Raw genomic sequence first — 13,297 nt, forward strand, 5'->3', positions numbered from 1 at the left:
ATGCCGGCGGGCATCGATCCGTTGCCCTGGATCCCCGCCTGCGCGGGGATGACGGTGGAAGGGGCCTGACCCATGTTCATCGACTTCTTCCTGCGGCTCCGCGCGGCCGGCGTGCCGGTATCGCTCCGCGAGTTCCTGACGCTCCAGGAGGCGATGCGCGAGGGGCTCGCGGAATACGGCGTCGAGAATTTCTACTATCTGGCGCGCGCGGCCTTGGTGAAGGACGAGCGCTTTCTCGACCGGTTCGACCAGGTGTTCGGCCAATGCTTCAAGGGCCTGGTGCCCGACGGCGCCGGCGAGGACCCCGCGGCCCCGGTCGAACTGCCGGAGGAATGGCTCAGGAAGCTCGCGGAGAAGTACCTGACCGAGGAGGAAAAGGCCGAGATCCAGGCGCTGGGCGGCTGGGACAAGCTGATGGAAACCTTGAAGCAGCGGCTGGAGGAACAGAAGGGCCGGCACCAGGGTGGCTCCAAATGGATCGGCACGGCCGGCACCTCGCCGTTCGGCGCCTACGGCTACAATCCCGAGGGCGTGCGCATCGGCCAGCACGAGAGCCGCCATCGCCGCGCGGTCAAGGTCTGGGACAAGCGCGAGTTCAAGAATCTCGCGGGCGACGTCGAGCTCGGCACGCGCAACATCAAGGTGGCGCTCAGGCGGCTGCGCCGCTTCGCCCGCGAAGGGGCGGCGAGCGAATTGGATCTCGCCGGCACGATCGGCGCCACGGCGAAGAACGCGGGCTATCTCGATCTCAAGATGGTGCCGGAGCGGCACAATGCGGTGAAGGTGCTGCTGTGCCTCGATATCGGCGGCTCCATGGATGATCACGTCAAGCTGTGCGAGGAGCTGTTCTCGGCCGCCAAGTCCGAGTTCAAGCACCTGGAGCAGCTCTATTTCCACAATTGCCCCTACGACCGCATGTGGCGCGACGCGTCGTTCCGGCCGGTCCATGCCGTGCCGGTCATAGACCTGATCCACAAGTATGATTCGACCTGGAAGCTGATCTTCGTCGGCGACGCCAGCATGAGTCCCTACGAGCTGAAGCAGCCGGGCGGCGCCATTTCCGACTGGAATCAGGAGGCGGGCGAGGTCTGGCTCCGCCGCCTCACCGACGCCTATCCGAAGGCGATCTGGCTCAACCCGGTGCCGGAGCCCTATTGGCGCTCGACCATGAGCATCGGCATGGTCGGCCAAGCCATGGAAGGCCGCATGTACCCGCTGACGCTCGACGGCATCGACCAGGCGATGCACCGGCTGATGCGGTAGCCCCGGCCGCTACTACCGGCTGCAACCAACTGTGACAAACACAAAATCCTGCTGTTACGCGCGGGGCCTATGCTCCCGTGCCATGGCAGAGATCTTCGACATCGCGGCGCACTGGCCGGAACCGGAAAAGGCCGTGCGCCGCATCGGGCGGGTGGCCGAGCTCGAACTCTGGATCGGCGTGCTGCGCGACGAGCTGGAACGCCGCCGCCGTCGCAAGGCGGCCCCGCTGCTGAGTCCGGACGAACGCCGGATGTTGCAATCATTGCTGAGCGCTGACCCCGAGTGAACGGGCGGGTGCCGCAATCACCAGCGATAGATATGTAAGTACGATCATACGTTCGTCTCGACTTCAAGAGACAACAAATGTAGGATGAGGTCCTCGAATCGGAGGGCCCATGCCAACGACGATCAGCAGCCGCGAATTCAATCACGATGTCGGAGGCGCCAAGCGTGCGGCCGAGAGCGGTCCAGTGATTGTGACCGACCGCGGCGAGCCGGCCTTCGTCCTGCTGCGCTACGACGAATACCGCCGGCTGATCGGCCAAGGCGAGACGAGCATCCTCGACCTGCTTGATCATCCGGTGAGCGCCGGCATCGACTTCGACCCGCCGCGTCTTGGGCGCGAGCTCCTGGAGCCTGCGGATCTCGGCTGATGTATCTGCTCGACACGAATGTGGTGTCGGAGATGCGCCGCCGGGCACGCATGGCGCCTGCGGTCGCGGCCTGGGCCGTCCAAGTGCGGCCATTGGATCTTTACCTGTCGGCCTTGACCGTCTTGGAGCTCGAGACCGGTGCACTGCTGGTCGCCCGCCGCGATCCGGTCCAAGGGCGGCTCATCACCGAATGGATCGAGCAACAGGTCCTACGTGCGTTCGACGGGCGCATCCTGCCGGTCGATCTGGCCGTCGTTCGCAGAGGGGCGGCGCTCCATGTGCCTAATCCGCGGCCGGTCATGGACGCGCTGATCGCCGCTACCGCAATCAGCCATCGAATGACTGTCGTGACCCGGAACCTGCGGGATTTCGACGGCATGGGCGTGCCGCTGTTGAACCCTTGGGATTGGCCGGGCTGAGCCTGGCCGACGAGGTGGGCGCCTGCCAGCTGATTGAGCTCAGATGATCGGGATCTGCGGCGCTGCGTCCCGTGGCAGGTAGCCGAGGAGCCGCGGGTCGTCGGCGATCTCGATCTGGCGGCGATAGGCCTGGAAGCCGGAGCGAAGGTAGAACCCCAGCGCCGCCGGATGGTCGAGCGTGCAGGTATGGACCCAGAAGCGCCGGATCGGCGCTGTCCAGGCCCGCTCGATCGCCCGGTTCATCAGCCAGCGCCCGGCGCCGGTGCCGACCAGCTCGTCAGTGACACCGAAGAAGCTCAGTTCGACCTCGTTCGCCCGGCGGAAGTCCAGCAGCAGCAGGCCCAGATCCTCGCCGTCGCGGCTGAGGGCCGACAGTTCCATCTTCGGGTCGTGGAGCTCGGCCGCGAGCCGATCGTCGCTCATGCGCAGGCGCGAGAACCAGAGATAGTTCTGGCCGACTCGGCGGAAGAGGGCGCGGAACCCGTCGAGATCGGCCTTCGTCTCTCGGCGCAGCCCATAGCCGGCCGCCGCTGGTGGATCGGGGCGCAGCGTCGGCCGTTCGGTCATTTCGAGCGAGGTTACGACTGCGGCGATTTTGCCGGCAGGCACGTCGGCATAGCCGTCGGAAAGCATCATGGGGGGAACGTGTCCGGAAAGGAAAACGGCGCCGCTTCAGGAAAAGCGGCGCCGTCAGAATGCGCTGTCGACCGGTGCTTGTCAGGCCCAAGTTGCTTGCGGCCCTCGTCGCTTGTCAGCCCCCAAAGTCGCTTGCCAGACCAAACTCGCCTACTAGACCGAACTTGCTTGTCACGCGGCGTTCGAGCCATGCCCTTTCGGCCGGACGTAAGCGAGCGCTGCGTGCTCGGCGCAATAGGGCTTTCCCCCGAGAGCGCGCGCGTTGCAGAAGTGGAAGCCCTTCTCCCCCGGATGACCGATCGGCCAGGAGCAGGTCGGACCGGTGATTTCGACGATCTTGGCCGCCGGCTTCACCCGCGGCTTGCCGGTCAGCTTGACCGGCGACGGCCGCGGCGTCAGTGACAGGCGATGCGCCTTGCCGACCACCGCGTTCTTGGTCACGCCCAGCCGGCGACCGATCTCGGCAGTCGAGAAGCCCTCGCTCCAGAGCTTGGCCAGGCTGTCGATCCGTTCCTGCGTCCAGATGTTTTCCATCGAGTCCCCACCACTGGATAAGGTAGTCACTACCGGTATCCCCTACGAGATATAGTAGCTGGGTCAGGTCTCAGACGCAAACGCTTCTGGCAGGCGTGGGTGGGTTTTCCACAAGATTTAGCGTTTTTTCAACCGACGCTGCACAAGCGGTCGGGGCCGATATCCAAATGCAGGTGGTCGTGGTGCCAGCTGTTGCTGGCCGGTGTCAGCACGACCGAGAAATAGCGACAAGCGCCGAGCGCCACGGCATGCAGGAACCTGCCGCGCGGGCCCTCGTCGGTCCAGTCCTTTTCGACGTCGATGCGGGTGCCGTCGGCGAGCGTCCAGCCCGCGAGGTCGATCGCCTGGCCCCGCGCATGCTGGCTCAGGCGATGCCGGGAACCGGTCTCGACTCGGCAGGAATAGGCGCCAAAATTGCGTTCCGTGACGACCGGGTTACCCAGGATCTTGATGGCGTTCGGCTCGACCACCTCGCTCTCGAAGCGCATCAGCACGTCGGCCGTCTGACAGCTCATGGTCGCCGGTTGGTTCCAGCGAATCGAGAGGCCATAGGCGCGAATCGGCGTGTCGATCTGGCATGGGCCGACCGCTACCGGCTGTGGCGGGATCTGGTAGCTCATCCCGTGCTGGTTAAGGTCCGTGAGACAGGCCCGGCCGGAGCCGACTCGGGGCAGGAGCGGCCCAGGGCCGGGGGGCGGCGTCGCGGCGCAGGCGGCGAGCGCCGCGGCGAGGGCGAGGACGCAGGCCCGCCCCGTCCAGCGTCGCCAATTTCCTTGCCGTTCACGCCCGATCAAAATGCTGTGCATCGCGCTCCCCGCCCGGTCGCGGCGGTCGATAGAACTGGGCAAAGGACTGGGCGCGCTCTAGTCTCGCGCACCCATGAGCCCGCATCGACCTGGAATGCCATGCCATCGCAACCGCACGCTGTGAAGCCCTATGCCGCCACGTTCGGCGGCGCCAAGGTCCTGGTTGCGGGGGGACTGGGATTTATCGGTTCGAATCTGGCACTTCGCTTGATCGAGCTCGGCGCGCGGGTCACGATCGTCGACAGCCTGGACCCGGACTACGGCGGCAATTTCGCGAATATCGCCGGAGACGAGCCGCGACTCGACGTGGTCGTCGCCGACCTACGCGACCGCGAGCGCCTGCCCGAACTGGTCAGCGGCTGCCGCTATGTTTTCAACATGGCGGCGCAGACCGGCCACGTCGATTCGATGCGCCGGCCGATCAACGATCTCGAGATCAATGCCGCGGCCCCGCTCATGCTGCTCGAGGCCGTGCGCGCGGAATGCCCGGACGCGGTCGTGGTCTATGGCTCGACGCGGCAGATCTACGGCCGGCCGGAATATCTGCCGGTCGACGAGCGCCATCCGCTGCATCCGGTCGACGTGAACGGCGTCAGCAAGCAGGCGGGCGAGGGCTTCCACACGCTCTACCACCAGGTCTACGGCCTCAAGACCGCGATCCTTAGGCTCACCAATACCTATGGCCCGCGCATGCGCATCCGCGATGCGCGCCAGACCTTTATCGGCATCTGGCTCAGGCGCGTGCTCGAGGGCGACCGGTTCGAGGTCTGGGGCGGGCAGCAGCAGCGCGACCTCGCCTATGTCGACGATGTGGTCGAGGCGGCGCTCCTGGCGGCGGCCGTGCCGGCGGCGCACGGTCGCGTCTTCAACATCGGCGGCGCGCCGCCCTTGAGCCTGATCGATCTCGCGAACGCGACGATCGCCGCCAACGGCGGGCAGGGCGGCTTCGACATCAAGGAATTCCCGGCCGAGCGCAAGAGCATCGATATCGGCGACTATTGGGCCGACGACAATCTCTTCCGCCGCACGACCGGCTGGTCGCCCGCGGTCGACCTCGCAACGGGTTTGAAGCGCTCGATCGACTATTACCGGGCGAACCTGGCGCGGTATCTCTGACGTTCAAACGACGCGGTGAAGAAAGGTCCTTGACGATGATCCCCCAGACCGATCCCAAGGCCGCCTATCTCGAGCAGCAGGCGGAGATCGACGCCGCGATCGCCCGCCAGCTCGCGAGCGGCTGGTACATCCTGGGCAAGGAGGTCGAGGGGTTCGAGGCAGCGTTCGCCGCCTTCCTGGGCCTTCCGCATGCAGTCGGCGTCGCGAACGGCACCGACGCGCTGGTGCTGGCGCTGAAGGGGCTCGGCATCGGGTCGGGCGACAAGGTCGCGACCGTCGCCCACACCGCCGTCGCGACCGTCGTCGCGGTCGAGCAGGCCGGCGCCGTGCCGGTGCTGATCGACATCGATCCCGTGACCTACACGATGGAGCCGGCGGCGCTTGAGGCCGCGTTCACGGCCCATCCCGACATCAAGGCGGTCCTGCCGGTCCATCTCTATGGCCAGCCGGCCGACCTGCCGGCGATCCAGGTGCTCGCCCAGCGGCACGGTGCGAAGCTCATCGAAGACTGCGCCCAGGCCCATGGCGCGAAGCTCGACGGGCGCACGGTCGGCACCTGGGGCGATGCGGCCTGCTTCAGCCTCTATCCGACCAAGAACCTGGGGGCGCTGGGCGACGGCGGCGTGATCGCGACCGGCGATGCGGCGCTCGCCGGGGAGCTGAAGGCGCTCCGGCAATATGGCTGGCGCGAGCATTACGTGAGCGACATCGTCGGCATGAACAGCCGCCTGGACGAGCTGCAGGCGGCGATCCTCCGGGTCAAGCTGACTGCGCTCCAGCGCTGGAACGCGCGCCGACGCGCCATTGCCGCCGCCTACGACGCGGGCCTCGCCGGGGCGGGCGTCAGCCTGCCGGCCGTGCGTCGCGGGGCCGAGCATGTCTATCATCAATATGCGATCCGTGCGGCCGACCGGGATGGCTTGAAGGCGCGGCTGCGCGAACGCGGCGTCGCGAGCAACATCCACTATCCGGTGCCAGTCCACCTGCAGGCGGCCTATCGCGACCGCCTCATCATCGGGCCGGCAGGCCTCGCCGAGACGGAGCGGGCGGCCCGCGAGGTCTTGAGCCTGCCGATGTATCCGCAGCTCAGCGACGCGGCGGTCGAGCAGGTGATCGCGGCGGTGCGGGCCGGTTAGGGGCTGCAGGGCCCCTGACCATTAAAGGGCGCGCGGACGGTTTGTACGTTCACACGGCAGCGCCGATTTCGCAGGCTTGAACGATCTTCGGGAGATAGCTCCGGCAGAAGTCCAGATATGTCCTGACGATGGTGGAGGGGTGGCGGTGGGGCGGATAGATCAGATTGATCGACCACTCGGGCAACGGGTACTGCGGCAGCAACGGCACCAGGTGCTTCTCGCGGATGGGAGCTGCCGCCAGGAAGGGCGGCAGCTCCGTCACGATGTCGCCACTGAGCGCCCGGCGGCACAAGTGATGGTAATCGTTGGTGGACAGCACCGCCTTGGGCTCGACCACCTGCTCGCCCAATTCCCATCGGGCCGGAACATCGATGCGCGACGCCCACACCGCACACGGGAAGCGATGAAGTGCCACGGGCTCCTCCGGCATGCCGAAGCGCTCGACCAGCTTCGGACTGGCGACGAGAATATTACGAAAGGACAGAACGCGTCGCGCCACCATGGCCTCGTGAACGATCGCGCCGACGCGAAGGGCGACATCGATGCCATCCTCGATCAGGTCCATGCGACGCTCGGTTGAGTAGACGTAAACCTGTATGTCGGGGTAGCGGCGCTGAAAGGCGGCCAGCAAATCCCACCACGGCTCGAATGTCTGCGGCAACGACAGCCGCAGGCGTCCCTTCAAGCGCGCCTGGTCGCTGACAACCGCGTGCTCGGCGTCCAGCAACGCCTCGATCCCACGGCTGGCGTGTTCGTACAGCCTCGTCCCGGCGTCCGTCAGTTTTGTGCCGCGTGCCGAGCGCTCCAGCAACTGCACCTTGAGTTGCCGTTCCAGCTCCCGGATACGACGGCTCAGCGTTGGAAGCGGGATTCCGAGACGGGACGCCGCCGCCGAAAGGCTGCCCGCCTGGACGACTGCGACAAACATGTGGGTGGCATTGAGATCCATGCGAGAAGCCTACCATATTTGATAGGCTAACTGTCATTCGCGGTCGTTCATCTCCATATTTGATCGACATACAATGCTGCATATCGGAAGGACTCGCGTCACCCGGAAAGCACTATGAAAAAAACCAGCAAGAGGAACTTGGCGGCCATGGCACTCCTGATGGCGAGTTCCGTCGCATCGGCGCAGACGACTGCATCACCTGCTGAGTTCGTCACCGTCGAGAACTACAACCGCGCCCAGACCGATGTTAATTTCGCCGGGGTGGTCAAGAACGGCGGTTTCGGAAAATTTCGGCATGGCCGCGAGATTGCGCCTCCCACCCAGCAAGGCATTGTCCGGCCCAACCGCGACACGTTGTATTCGTTCGCGGTTGTCGACCTTGATGCCGGGCCGGTGTCGATTACGCTGCCGGATGCCGGCAAGCGCTTCATGGGGATGCAGGTCGTCAATCAGGACCAATACACCCCGGCGACCTATTACGGGGCGGGCACTTACACCCTGACCAGGGAGATGATCGGCACGCGCTATGCCATTGCCGTAGTCCGTTTCCTCGTCGATTTCTCGAACAAGGTGGATGTCCACCAAGTCCACGCCTTGCAGGATGCGATCAAGTTCGGGCAGGAACGCCCCGGCACGTTCGAGGTGCCTCATTGGGATGAGGCAAGCCGCAAAAAGGTACAAGCAGCGCTCTTGCAGCTTGGGACCACGATCTCCGACACACGGCGCATGTTCGGCGCCAACGAAAGCGAGATCGACCCGGTCAAGCACCTGATCGGAAGCGCCATGCTGTGGGGCGGCAATCCCGAGAAGGATGCCCTGTACCTGCCGATCACGCCGGCCCGGAATGACGGCAAAGCCGTTTACAAGCTGACGGTCGGGGATGTCCCCGTCGATGGTTTCTGGTCGCTCACCGTCTACAACGGCGAGGGCTATCTCCAGCCGAACCGGGACAATGCCTATTCGGTGAACAGCCTTACCGCGAAAGAGGGCCCTGGCGGTTCAGTGACTATCCAGTTCGGCGGATGCGATGGCAAAATCCAGAATTGTCTGCCGATCACGGAAGGGTGGAATTACACCGTGCGCCTCTTCCGCCCGCGAGCAGAAATCCTCGACGGCACGTGGCAATTTCCCTTGGCAGAGGCCGAGCGTTGAATCCGGTGTTGTGCGGCAAATCCTACGCCGGCCGTGCGAGCAGCCGGTCGAAGCTCACGGCGAAGAAATCGTCGAGCGGCCCGCGCGACTTCATGACCTTGGCGCCGATGACGGCGCCTTCCCAGGCATAGACGAGGAAACGGGCCAGCTGGTCGGGATCGTGGCGCGCGTCGATCTCGCCCTGCACCTGGGCCTGGCGCAGCACGACGCCGACTGCCGAGACCCAGCGCTCGAAGAAAGCCGCCATGGCCTCGCGCACGGCCGGGTTCGTATCGGCGATCTCGCCCCCGAAATTGGCGAGCAGGCAGCCCTTGGCGAAGTGCCAGCCTTCGAGCCGGTCGCTGAGGAACGCAAAATGCGCCCTGAGCCGGTCGATCGGGGGGACCGTTTCGTCGGTCAGCAGGTCGGGGCGGCTGCCCTGGCTGTACTGTTCCAGCACCTCTAGCGCCAGCGCCTCTTTGCTCGCGAAGTGATTGTAGAACGAGCCCTTCGGCACACCGGCGGCGTTGGTGATGTCCTGCACGCCGCAGCCGTTGAAGCCCTGGGCCTGGAACTGCTCCAGGGCTGTTTCGAGCAGCTTGCCGCGGACGCTGGGCCTGGGCATGGGCGCTTCCTCGATTGTGACTGGGTTCCTACCGTATCGGGCCGTCGCGGCTTAGTCGACGGCAGGGGCGTTGGCCGACACGCGCGTGATCTCGATGCCCGCGGCCGAGCGGCGGATCTGCAGCTCCTGCGGCTCAGCGCCGGCGACCGTCGGGACGGAGACGAGCTGGCTCTGGCCCGGCAGCAGGTGGGCGGAGAAGCGCACGATCGCGTGGTGGTCCTCGCCGCGGCCGGTTGCGTCGGGGATCAGCGTGTCGACGGTCGTGACGACCTGGCGGCCGTTGGCGTCGTCGACCCAGTAGGTCAGCGCCGACGCGCCGTTGCCGAGATCGGTCGTGCGCGCGGTTGCCGGCTTGGCGAGTTCGTTGTTGCCGGCGGTCGAAGGGGCGGCAAGGGCGGTGCCCGCCGCGAACAGCAGGCCGGCGGCGAAGGCGAGGGCGTGTTTGCGATCGAAGGACATGGCGAACCTTGAAGGCTAGGCGTTACGGTCAACGGTGATGAATATGACCGGTCGTCTTAAGTCTTCAAGGGGCCGCTTGGCGATTTTTCGGATGCCTCGTTCAGGCGGCGCTCGGGGCGGCACCATAGCGCCGCCAGGCGAAGAAGCCGATGCCGGCGAGGCCGGCCAGCATGGTGGCGGCCCCTAAGCCCATGATCGTGGTGGCAAGTCCCAGATGATCGAACAGGACGGGGGCGGCCAGATAGCCCAGGAACATGCCGGCGAATTCGACGCACATGCGCATGCGAAAGACCTGGGCCAAGCGGTGCGGTGCAAAGCTGGTCTGCAGCAGATGCAACATGGCGAGGTCGCCCAAGGGGCCGTTGAGCGCGGTCAAGCCGGCAACGACCATGAGCCAGGCTTGGCCCTGGCAGAGCGGCAGGGCCAGGATGCCGAGGCCGAACACGATCTTGGAGCCGATGAGGCGCAGCGCCGGCCGGCCTGGTCCGAGGCTGGCCAGGATCAGGTTGGACGCGACGTTGCCGATGCCGTAGGCCGTCATCATCAGGCCGTAGCTCGTCAGCGGATCCTCGCTGGTCTCACGCAGATAGAGCACCATGCCCAGCAGATAGTCGGCCGCCCAGGCGCTGTTGGCGACAAGGCTGCCCAGGAGACCGTAGATCACGACGGGGTGGCCCCGGACTGCGCGGAAGCCGCCGACGACACTGTCGATCACCGCTGCGGCGCCGGTCGCGGCCCGATGCGCCGGCTCGGCGCCAAGGCGCCTCGTCACCCAGCGCACGGCGAGCGCCGACAGCACGAAGGTCGCCGCCGTCACCGCGAAGAACTGGCCGGTCGGCAGCACGCCGTTGACCAGCGCGATCAGGCTCGGCCCCATGATGCGCGCCATGCGCTTGGTCGCGTCGAACAGGCCATTGGTCGCGTGACGCAGCGTGGGATCGGGCGCGAGGGCCGGCAGCGTCGCCTGCAGCGACGGATCGAAGCTCGCCGTGACGAGCGACACGGCGCCGGCAATGGCGACGAGCAGCGGCAGGCTCATGAGGTGGGCGAGGCCGGCGAGCGACAGCACCAGCACGAGCGCCGCCCGCATGAGGTCGGCCGCGATCATGGTTGTGCCATGGCGCCAGCGGTCGGTCACGATGCCGCCGAACAGGCTGCCGGTGAACAGGCCGCCGGCCTGGAGCGCCGAGAGATAGCCCGCATCCCGGCCGATCAGGTCGGCCGCGACCCAGACGACGGCAACCGCGTAGAACTCCGCCCCCGTGGCCGCCAGCACCTGGCCGGTCCAGAGCGCGGCGATGGGACGGCGGGATAGCGGCGACAGGACGAACATGGGGCGGCTCGAACGCTGCTTTCGATTGGCCGCAGCATGCCCATGCGGCGCCGGCCCGACCAGCCGCAGAAGCCGGCAGAGCGACTTTCAAAAATGAAAAGCTTAGGCTCGGAACATCACGAAGATGCCGCTGCCGATCAGCAGGAGCCCGGCCCAGTGGTGCCAGGTGAGCGGCTCTCGCCACAAGAGATGGGCCAGGATCGCCACGATGCCGTAGCTGATCGAGACGCTGGGATAAGCGAGCGAGACCGGCAGCTTCTTGATCGCGACGATGTAGGTGATCGCCGCCAGGAAATAGATGCCGAAGCCGCCGATGGTCCAGGGCGACAGGAACTGCGCCAAGCCCTCGCCCGAGTTCTCGGCGCCGGTCTTGAGCACGACCTGGCCGGCCACCCCCAGCAGGATGGCGAGGCCGAGCCACAGATAGGGCGGCATCAGGCGCGCTTCACAAGCTTGTGGGCGGGGGCGGCCGTGCCCATCGGGGCGTCCGACCGCCACGCCTCGCGCACGATGAATTGCGGCTTGCGGTTCGCGGTCAGGAACAGGCGGCCCAGATATTCGCCGACGATGCCGAGGATCATGAGCTGCACGCCCGAGAGCAGGAGGACCGCGGCCATGATCGAGCCCCAGCCGCGCGGCGTCGAGCTCATGACCAGCGCTTCGATCACCACGAAGACCGTGGCAATGCCGCCCAAGATGGACAAGCTCATGCCGGTCACGGTCGAGATGCGGAGCGGCATGACCGAGAAATTGACGAACATGTTCATCCAGAGGCGCACGAGCCGGCGCATCGTGTAATTGCTGCGGCCCTCGGCGCGCGGCAGGTGCTTGACCTCGATCCGCTCGATGCGCTGGGTCACCTGCAGGATGAGCCCGTCGATATAGGCGAACGGGCCCTCGTAGGCGAGGATCTGGCTGACCAGGAACCGGTTCATGCAGCGGAAGCTCGAAAGATAGAGCCCCTTGGGCTTGTCCAGGAGCAGGTCGGCCACCCAGTTGGTGAACTGGCTGCCCCAGTTGCGCCAGGTCGCATGCTCCTTGCTGCGATAATAGGTGTAGGCGACGTCGGCGCCGGTCGTCTGGGCGTGGGCGAGCAGTTTCAGCACCTCCGACGGCGGGTTCTGCAGGTCGTCATCCATGGTGATGACGTACTGTCCGCGCACGTGATGGAGCCCGGCCATGACCGCGTTGTGCTCGCCGAAGTTCCGCGCGAGATCGACGACGGTCAGCGGCACCTTGCAGGTCGCGAGCAGTCCGCGGCAGACGGCGAGGCTGTTGTCCGGGCTGCCGTCCACCACCAGTACGATCTCGAGCCCGCCCGGCACTTCCAGGTCCTGGAGCGCCTCGACCAGGTGGCCCACCGAATTGGCGCCGTTGTAGACGGGCACGACGATGCTCAAGGCGGGGCCCTCCTCGGTCTGGATCGTCGTGTTCACATTGTCAGTCATGCTTACCGTCAACCATGCTTGATCGCCACCGCGAGCACCGAGCCGCCGAACGGCAGCGCGATCCCGCATCGCAGGAGAAGATTTTCGATCCCCATTGCGGACCGGAACAAAAATTCGATCGGCGCCGGGAGCAGCGCCACGTCGCTCGCCGCGCCCTCCGTCTTCACGAGCTTACGGCGCAGCACCATGAGCGGGAAGAGCAGGGAGTTCCAGTAGGTCGTGTGCACCTGGGCAAAGCCGGCCGCGCGCAGCCGCGTCCGGATGCGTGTCGCGGTATAGCGCCGGGCGGTGTGGACCGCACGGTCGTGCGCTGAGAACATCCAGTCGTAGGCCGGCAGGTTCAGCAGCAGGGCGCCGCCCGGTTCGAGGCAGCGGTGAAGGTCGGCAAGCGCCTGCGTCTCGTCAACCGCGCGGTGATAGAGCACATCGGCACTGAAGATGGTGCCCAGGCTGTCGGTTGCGAACGGCAGGGCATTGATCGAGCCGACGCAGACGGGGATCGCCGCCCTCGCTGCGGCGAGCTCTGCCGCGACCGGATCGAGATCCATACCGATGCGGTCGAGTGCCGGCTGCGCCTGGCCGAGCTTGGCCAGGAACCCGCCGGTGCCGCAACCGGCATCGAGCACCTTCGAGCCCGGCCGTACTCGGCCAGCCCGGCGGAACACCGTCAGAAGATTGGCGTGGAGGCCGCGATACCACCACATCCGCTCTTCGACGGCGTGCATCTTCTCGTATTCGATGCGGTCCATGGGGGCCCGGTGGCTTGTCCTCTAGCTGGATTTCTCTCGC

At 66.1% G+C, this 13,297-nt stretch carries 17 protein-coding genes; 7 read left to right on the forward strand and 10 right to left on the reverse strand.

Translation table 11 applies throughout. The features are described 5' to 3' along the window. Positions 1–72 precede the first annotated feature (72 nt). From IEY58_RS00970 to IEY58_RS00985, 4 genes are all read left to right on the forward strand, one after another. On the forward strand, positions 73–1,263 hold the full coding sequence (locus IEY58_RS00970; protein ID WP_189041494.1) for a vWA domain-containing protein: 1,191 nt from the start codon (positions 73–75) through the stop codon (positions 1,261–1,263). A gap of 82 nt (positions 1,264–1,345) precedes the next feature. Next, positions 1,346–1,549 carry a hypothetical protein gene (locus IEY58_RS00975; protein WP_189041496.1) on the forward strand — a complete coding sequence of 68 codons (204 nt, stop codon included), beginning with the start codon at positions 1,346–1,348 and terminating at the stop codon, positions 1,547–1,549. A 109-nt stretch (positions 1,550–1,658) separates the two neighbouring features. Continuing rightward, complete coding sequence (locus tag IEY58_RS00980) at positions 1,659–1,916, forward strand: type II toxin-antitoxin system Phd/YefM family antitoxin (RefSeq protein ID WP_189041497.1); 258 nt, start codon at positions 1,659–1,661, stop codon at positions 1,914–1,916. Next, positions 1,916–2,335 (forward strand): type II toxin-antitoxin system VapC family toxin, encoded by a 420-nt coding sequence (locus tag IEY58_RS00985; protein WP_189041499.1) that lies wholly within the window; start codon positions 1,916–1,918, stop codon positions 2,333–2,335. Before IEY58_RS00980 ends, IEY58_RS00985 begins: the two co-directional genes overlap by 1 nt. Positions 2,336–2,374: 39 nt before the next feature. Here the strand turns inward: IEY58_RS00985 and IEY58_RS00990 are convergent, their stop codons facing one another. The 3 genes from IEY58_RS00990 to IEY58_RS01000 all read right to left on the reverse strand — a co-directional run bounded on the left by IEY58_RS00990 (position 2,375) and on the right by IEY58_RS01000 (position 4,311). Beyond that, complete coding sequence (locus tag IEY58_RS00990) at positions 2,375–2,971, reverse strand: GNAT family N-acetyltransferase (RefSeq protein ID WP_189041502.1); 597 nt, start codon at positions 2,969–2,971, stop codon at positions 2,375–2,377. Between the two features lie 171 nt (positions 2,972–3,142). Then, positions 3,143–3,505 carry a GcrA family cell cycle regulator gene (locus IEY58_RS00995; protein ID WP_189041504.1) on the reverse strand — a complete coding sequence of 121 codons (363 nt, stop codon included), beginning with the start codon at positions 3,503–3,505 and terminating at the stop codon, positions 3,143–3,145. A 128-nt stretch (positions 3,506–3,633) separates the two neighbouring features. Beyond that, entirely contained in the window at positions 3,634–4,311 is a 678-nt protein-coding gene (locus IEY58_RS01000; protein ID WP_189041506.1) for an extensin-like domain-containing protein, read from the reverse strand. A gap of 99 nt (positions 4,312–4,410) precedes the next feature. On the opposite strand from IEY58_RS01000, the gene IEY58_RS01005 reads away from it, so the two are divergent. Together IEY58_RS01005 and IEY58_RS01010 are read left to right on the forward strand one after the other, a co-directional pair. After that, positions 4,411–5,427 (forward strand): NAD-dependent epimerase/dehydratase family protein, encoded by a 1,017-nt coding sequence (locus tag IEY58_RS01005; protein WP_189041507.1) that lies wholly within the window; start codon positions 4,411–4,413, stop codon positions 5,425–5,427. Between the two features lie 35 nt (positions 5,428–5,462). Continuing rightward, positions 5,463–6,563, forward strand: coding sequence for a DegT/DnrJ/EryC1/StrS family aminotransferase (locus tag IEY58_RS01010; protein WP_189042452.1), 1,101 nt, complete (start codon positions 5,463–5,465; stop codon positions 6,561–6,563). A gap of 49 nt (positions 6,564–6,612) precedes the next feature. Here IEY58_RS01010 and IEY58_RS01015 read toward each other — a convergent pair whose 3' ends face one another. After that, complete coding sequence (locus tag IEY58_RS01015; RefSeq protein WP_189041509.1) at positions 6,613–7,512, reverse strand: LysR family transcriptional regulator; 900 nt, start codon at positions 7,510–7,512, stop codon at positions 6,613–6,615. A gap of 147 nt (positions 7,513–7,659) precedes the next feature. On the opposite strand from IEY58_RS01015, the gene IEY58_RS01020 reads away from it, so the two are divergent. Further along, a complete protein-coding gene (locus tag IEY58_RS01020) occupies positions 7,660–8,664 on the forward strand; it encodes a DUF1254 domain-containing protein (RefSeq protein ID WP_229743400.1) in 1,005 nt (334 codons plus the stop codon). Positions 8,665–8,686: 22 nt separating this feature from the next. Here the strand turns inward: IEY58_RS01020 and IEY58_RS01025 are convergent, their stop codons facing one another. The 6 genes from IEY58_RS01025 to IEY58_RS01050 all read right to left on the reverse strand — a co-directional run bounded on the left by IEY58_RS01025 (position 8,687) and on the right by IEY58_RS01050 (position 13,257). After that, positions 8,687–9,268, reverse strand: a complete 582-nt coding sequence (locus IEY58_RS01025; protein ID WP_189041513.1) for a TetR/AcrR family transcriptional regulator — start codon at positions 9,266–9,268, stop codon at positions 8,687–8,689. Positions 9,269–9,319: 51 nt separating this feature from the next. Then, a complete protein-coding gene (locus tag IEY58_RS01030) occupies positions 9,320–9,727 on the reverse strand; it encodes a hypothetical protein (protein ID WP_189041515.1) in 408 nt (135 codons plus the stop codon). A gap of 100 nt (positions 9,728–9,827) precedes the next feature. Continuing rightward, positions 9,828–11,060: an MFS transporter gene (locus IEY58_RS01035; protein WP_189041517.1), complete on the reverse strand. Its 1,233-nt coding sequence runs from the start codon at positions 11,058–11,060 to the stop codon at positions 9,828–9,830. 102 nt (positions 11,061–11,162) lie between these two features. Then, positions 11,163–11,495, reverse strand: coding sequence for a DMT family transporter (locus IEY58_RS01040; protein WP_189041519.1), 333 nt, complete (start codon positions 11,493–11,495; stop codon positions 11,163–11,165). Next, the gene (locus tag IEY58_RS01045; protein ID WP_189041521.1) at positions 11,495–12,508 is read right to left on the reverse strand and encodes a glycosyltransferase family 2 protein; all 1,014 of its coding nucleotides are present in this window, start codon (positions 12,506–12,508) and stop codon (positions 11,495–11,497) included. Before IEY58_RS01045 ends, IEY58_RS01040 begins: the two co-directional genes overlap by 1 nt. Before the next feature lie 8 nt (positions 12,509–12,516). Then, complete coding sequence (locus IEY58_RS01050; RefSeq protein WP_229743401.1) at positions 12,517–13,257, reverse strand: class I SAM-dependent methyltransferase; 741 nt, start codon at positions 13,255–13,257, stop codon at positions 12,517–12,519. Positions 13,258–13,297 lie beyond the last annotated feature (40 nt).

Origin of the sequence: Aliidongia dinghuensis, assembly GCF_014643535.1 — a bacterium.
Classification (GTDB): Bacteria; Pseudomonadota; Alphaproteobacteria; order ATCC43930; family CGMCC-115725; genus Aliidongia; species Aliidongia dinghuensis.

Coding starts and splice junctions, on each gene's coding strand:
- IEY58_RS00970 (WP_189041494.1), top strand. CDS start 73: ATGTTCATCGACTTCTTCCTGCGGCTCCGCGCGGCCGGCGTGCCGGTA.
- IEY58_RS00975 (WP_189041496.1), top strand. CDS start 1,346: ATGGCAGAGATCTTCGACATCGCGGCGCACTGGCCGGAACCGGAAAAG.
- IEY58_RS00980 (WP_189041497.1), top strand. CDS start 1,659: ATGCCAACGACGATCAGCAGCCGCGAATTCAATCACGATGTCGGAGGC.
- IEY58_RS00985 (WP_189041499.1), top strand. CDS start 1,916: ATGTATCTGCTCGACACGAATGTGGTGTCGGAGATGCGCCGCCGGGCA.
- IEY58_RS00990 (WP_189041502.1), bottom strand. CDS start 2,971: ATGATGCTTTCCGACGGCTATGCCGACGTGCCTGCCGGCAAAATCGCC.
- IEY58_RS00995 (WP_189041504.1), bottom strand. CDS start 3,505: ATGGAAAACATCTGGACGCAGGAACGGATCGACAGCCTGGCCAAGCTC.
- IEY58_RS01000 (WP_189041506.1), bottom strand. CDS start 4,311: ATGCACAGCATTTTGATCGGGCGTGAACGGCAAGGAAATTGGCGACGC.
- IEY58_RS01005 (WP_189041507.1), top strand. CDS start 4,411: ATGCCATCGCAACCGCACGCTGTGAAGCCCTATGCCGCCACGTTCGGC.
- IEY58_RS01010 (WP_189042452.1), top strand. CDS start 5,463: ATGATCCCCCAGACCGATCCCAAGGCCGCCTATCTCGAGCAGCAGGCG.
- IEY58_RS01015 (WP_189041509.1), bottom strand. CDS start 7,512: ATGGATCTCAATGCCACCCACATGTTTGTCGCAGTCGTCCAGGCGGGC.
- IEY58_RS01020 (WP_229743400.1), top strand. CDS start 7,660: ATGGCACTCCTGATGGCGAGTTCCGTCGCATCGGCGCAGACGACTGCA.
- IEY58_RS01025 (WP_189041513.1), bottom strand. CDS start 9,268: ATGCCCAGGCCCAGCGTCCGCGGCAAGCTGCTCGAAACAGCCCTGGAG.
- IEY58_RS01030 (WP_189041515.1), bottom strand. CDS start 9,727: ATGTCCTTCGATCGCAAACACGCCCTCGCCTTCGCCGCCGGCCTGCTG.
- IEY58_RS01035 (WP_189041517.1), bottom strand. CDS start 11,060: ATGTTCGTCCTGTCGCCGCTATCCCGCCGTCCCATCGCCGCGCTCTGG.
- IEY58_RS01040 (WP_189041519.1), bottom strand. CDS start 11,495: ATGCCGCCCTATCTGTGGCTCGGCCTCGCCATCCTGCTGGGGGTGGCC.
- IEY58_RS01045 (WP_189041521.1), bottom strand. CDS start 12,508: ATGACTGACAATGTGAACACGACGATCCAGACCGAGGAGGGCCCCGCC.
- IEY58_RS01050 (WP_229743401.1), bottom strand. CDS start 13,257: ATGGACCGCATCGAATACGAGAAGATGCACGCCGTCGAAGAGCGGATG.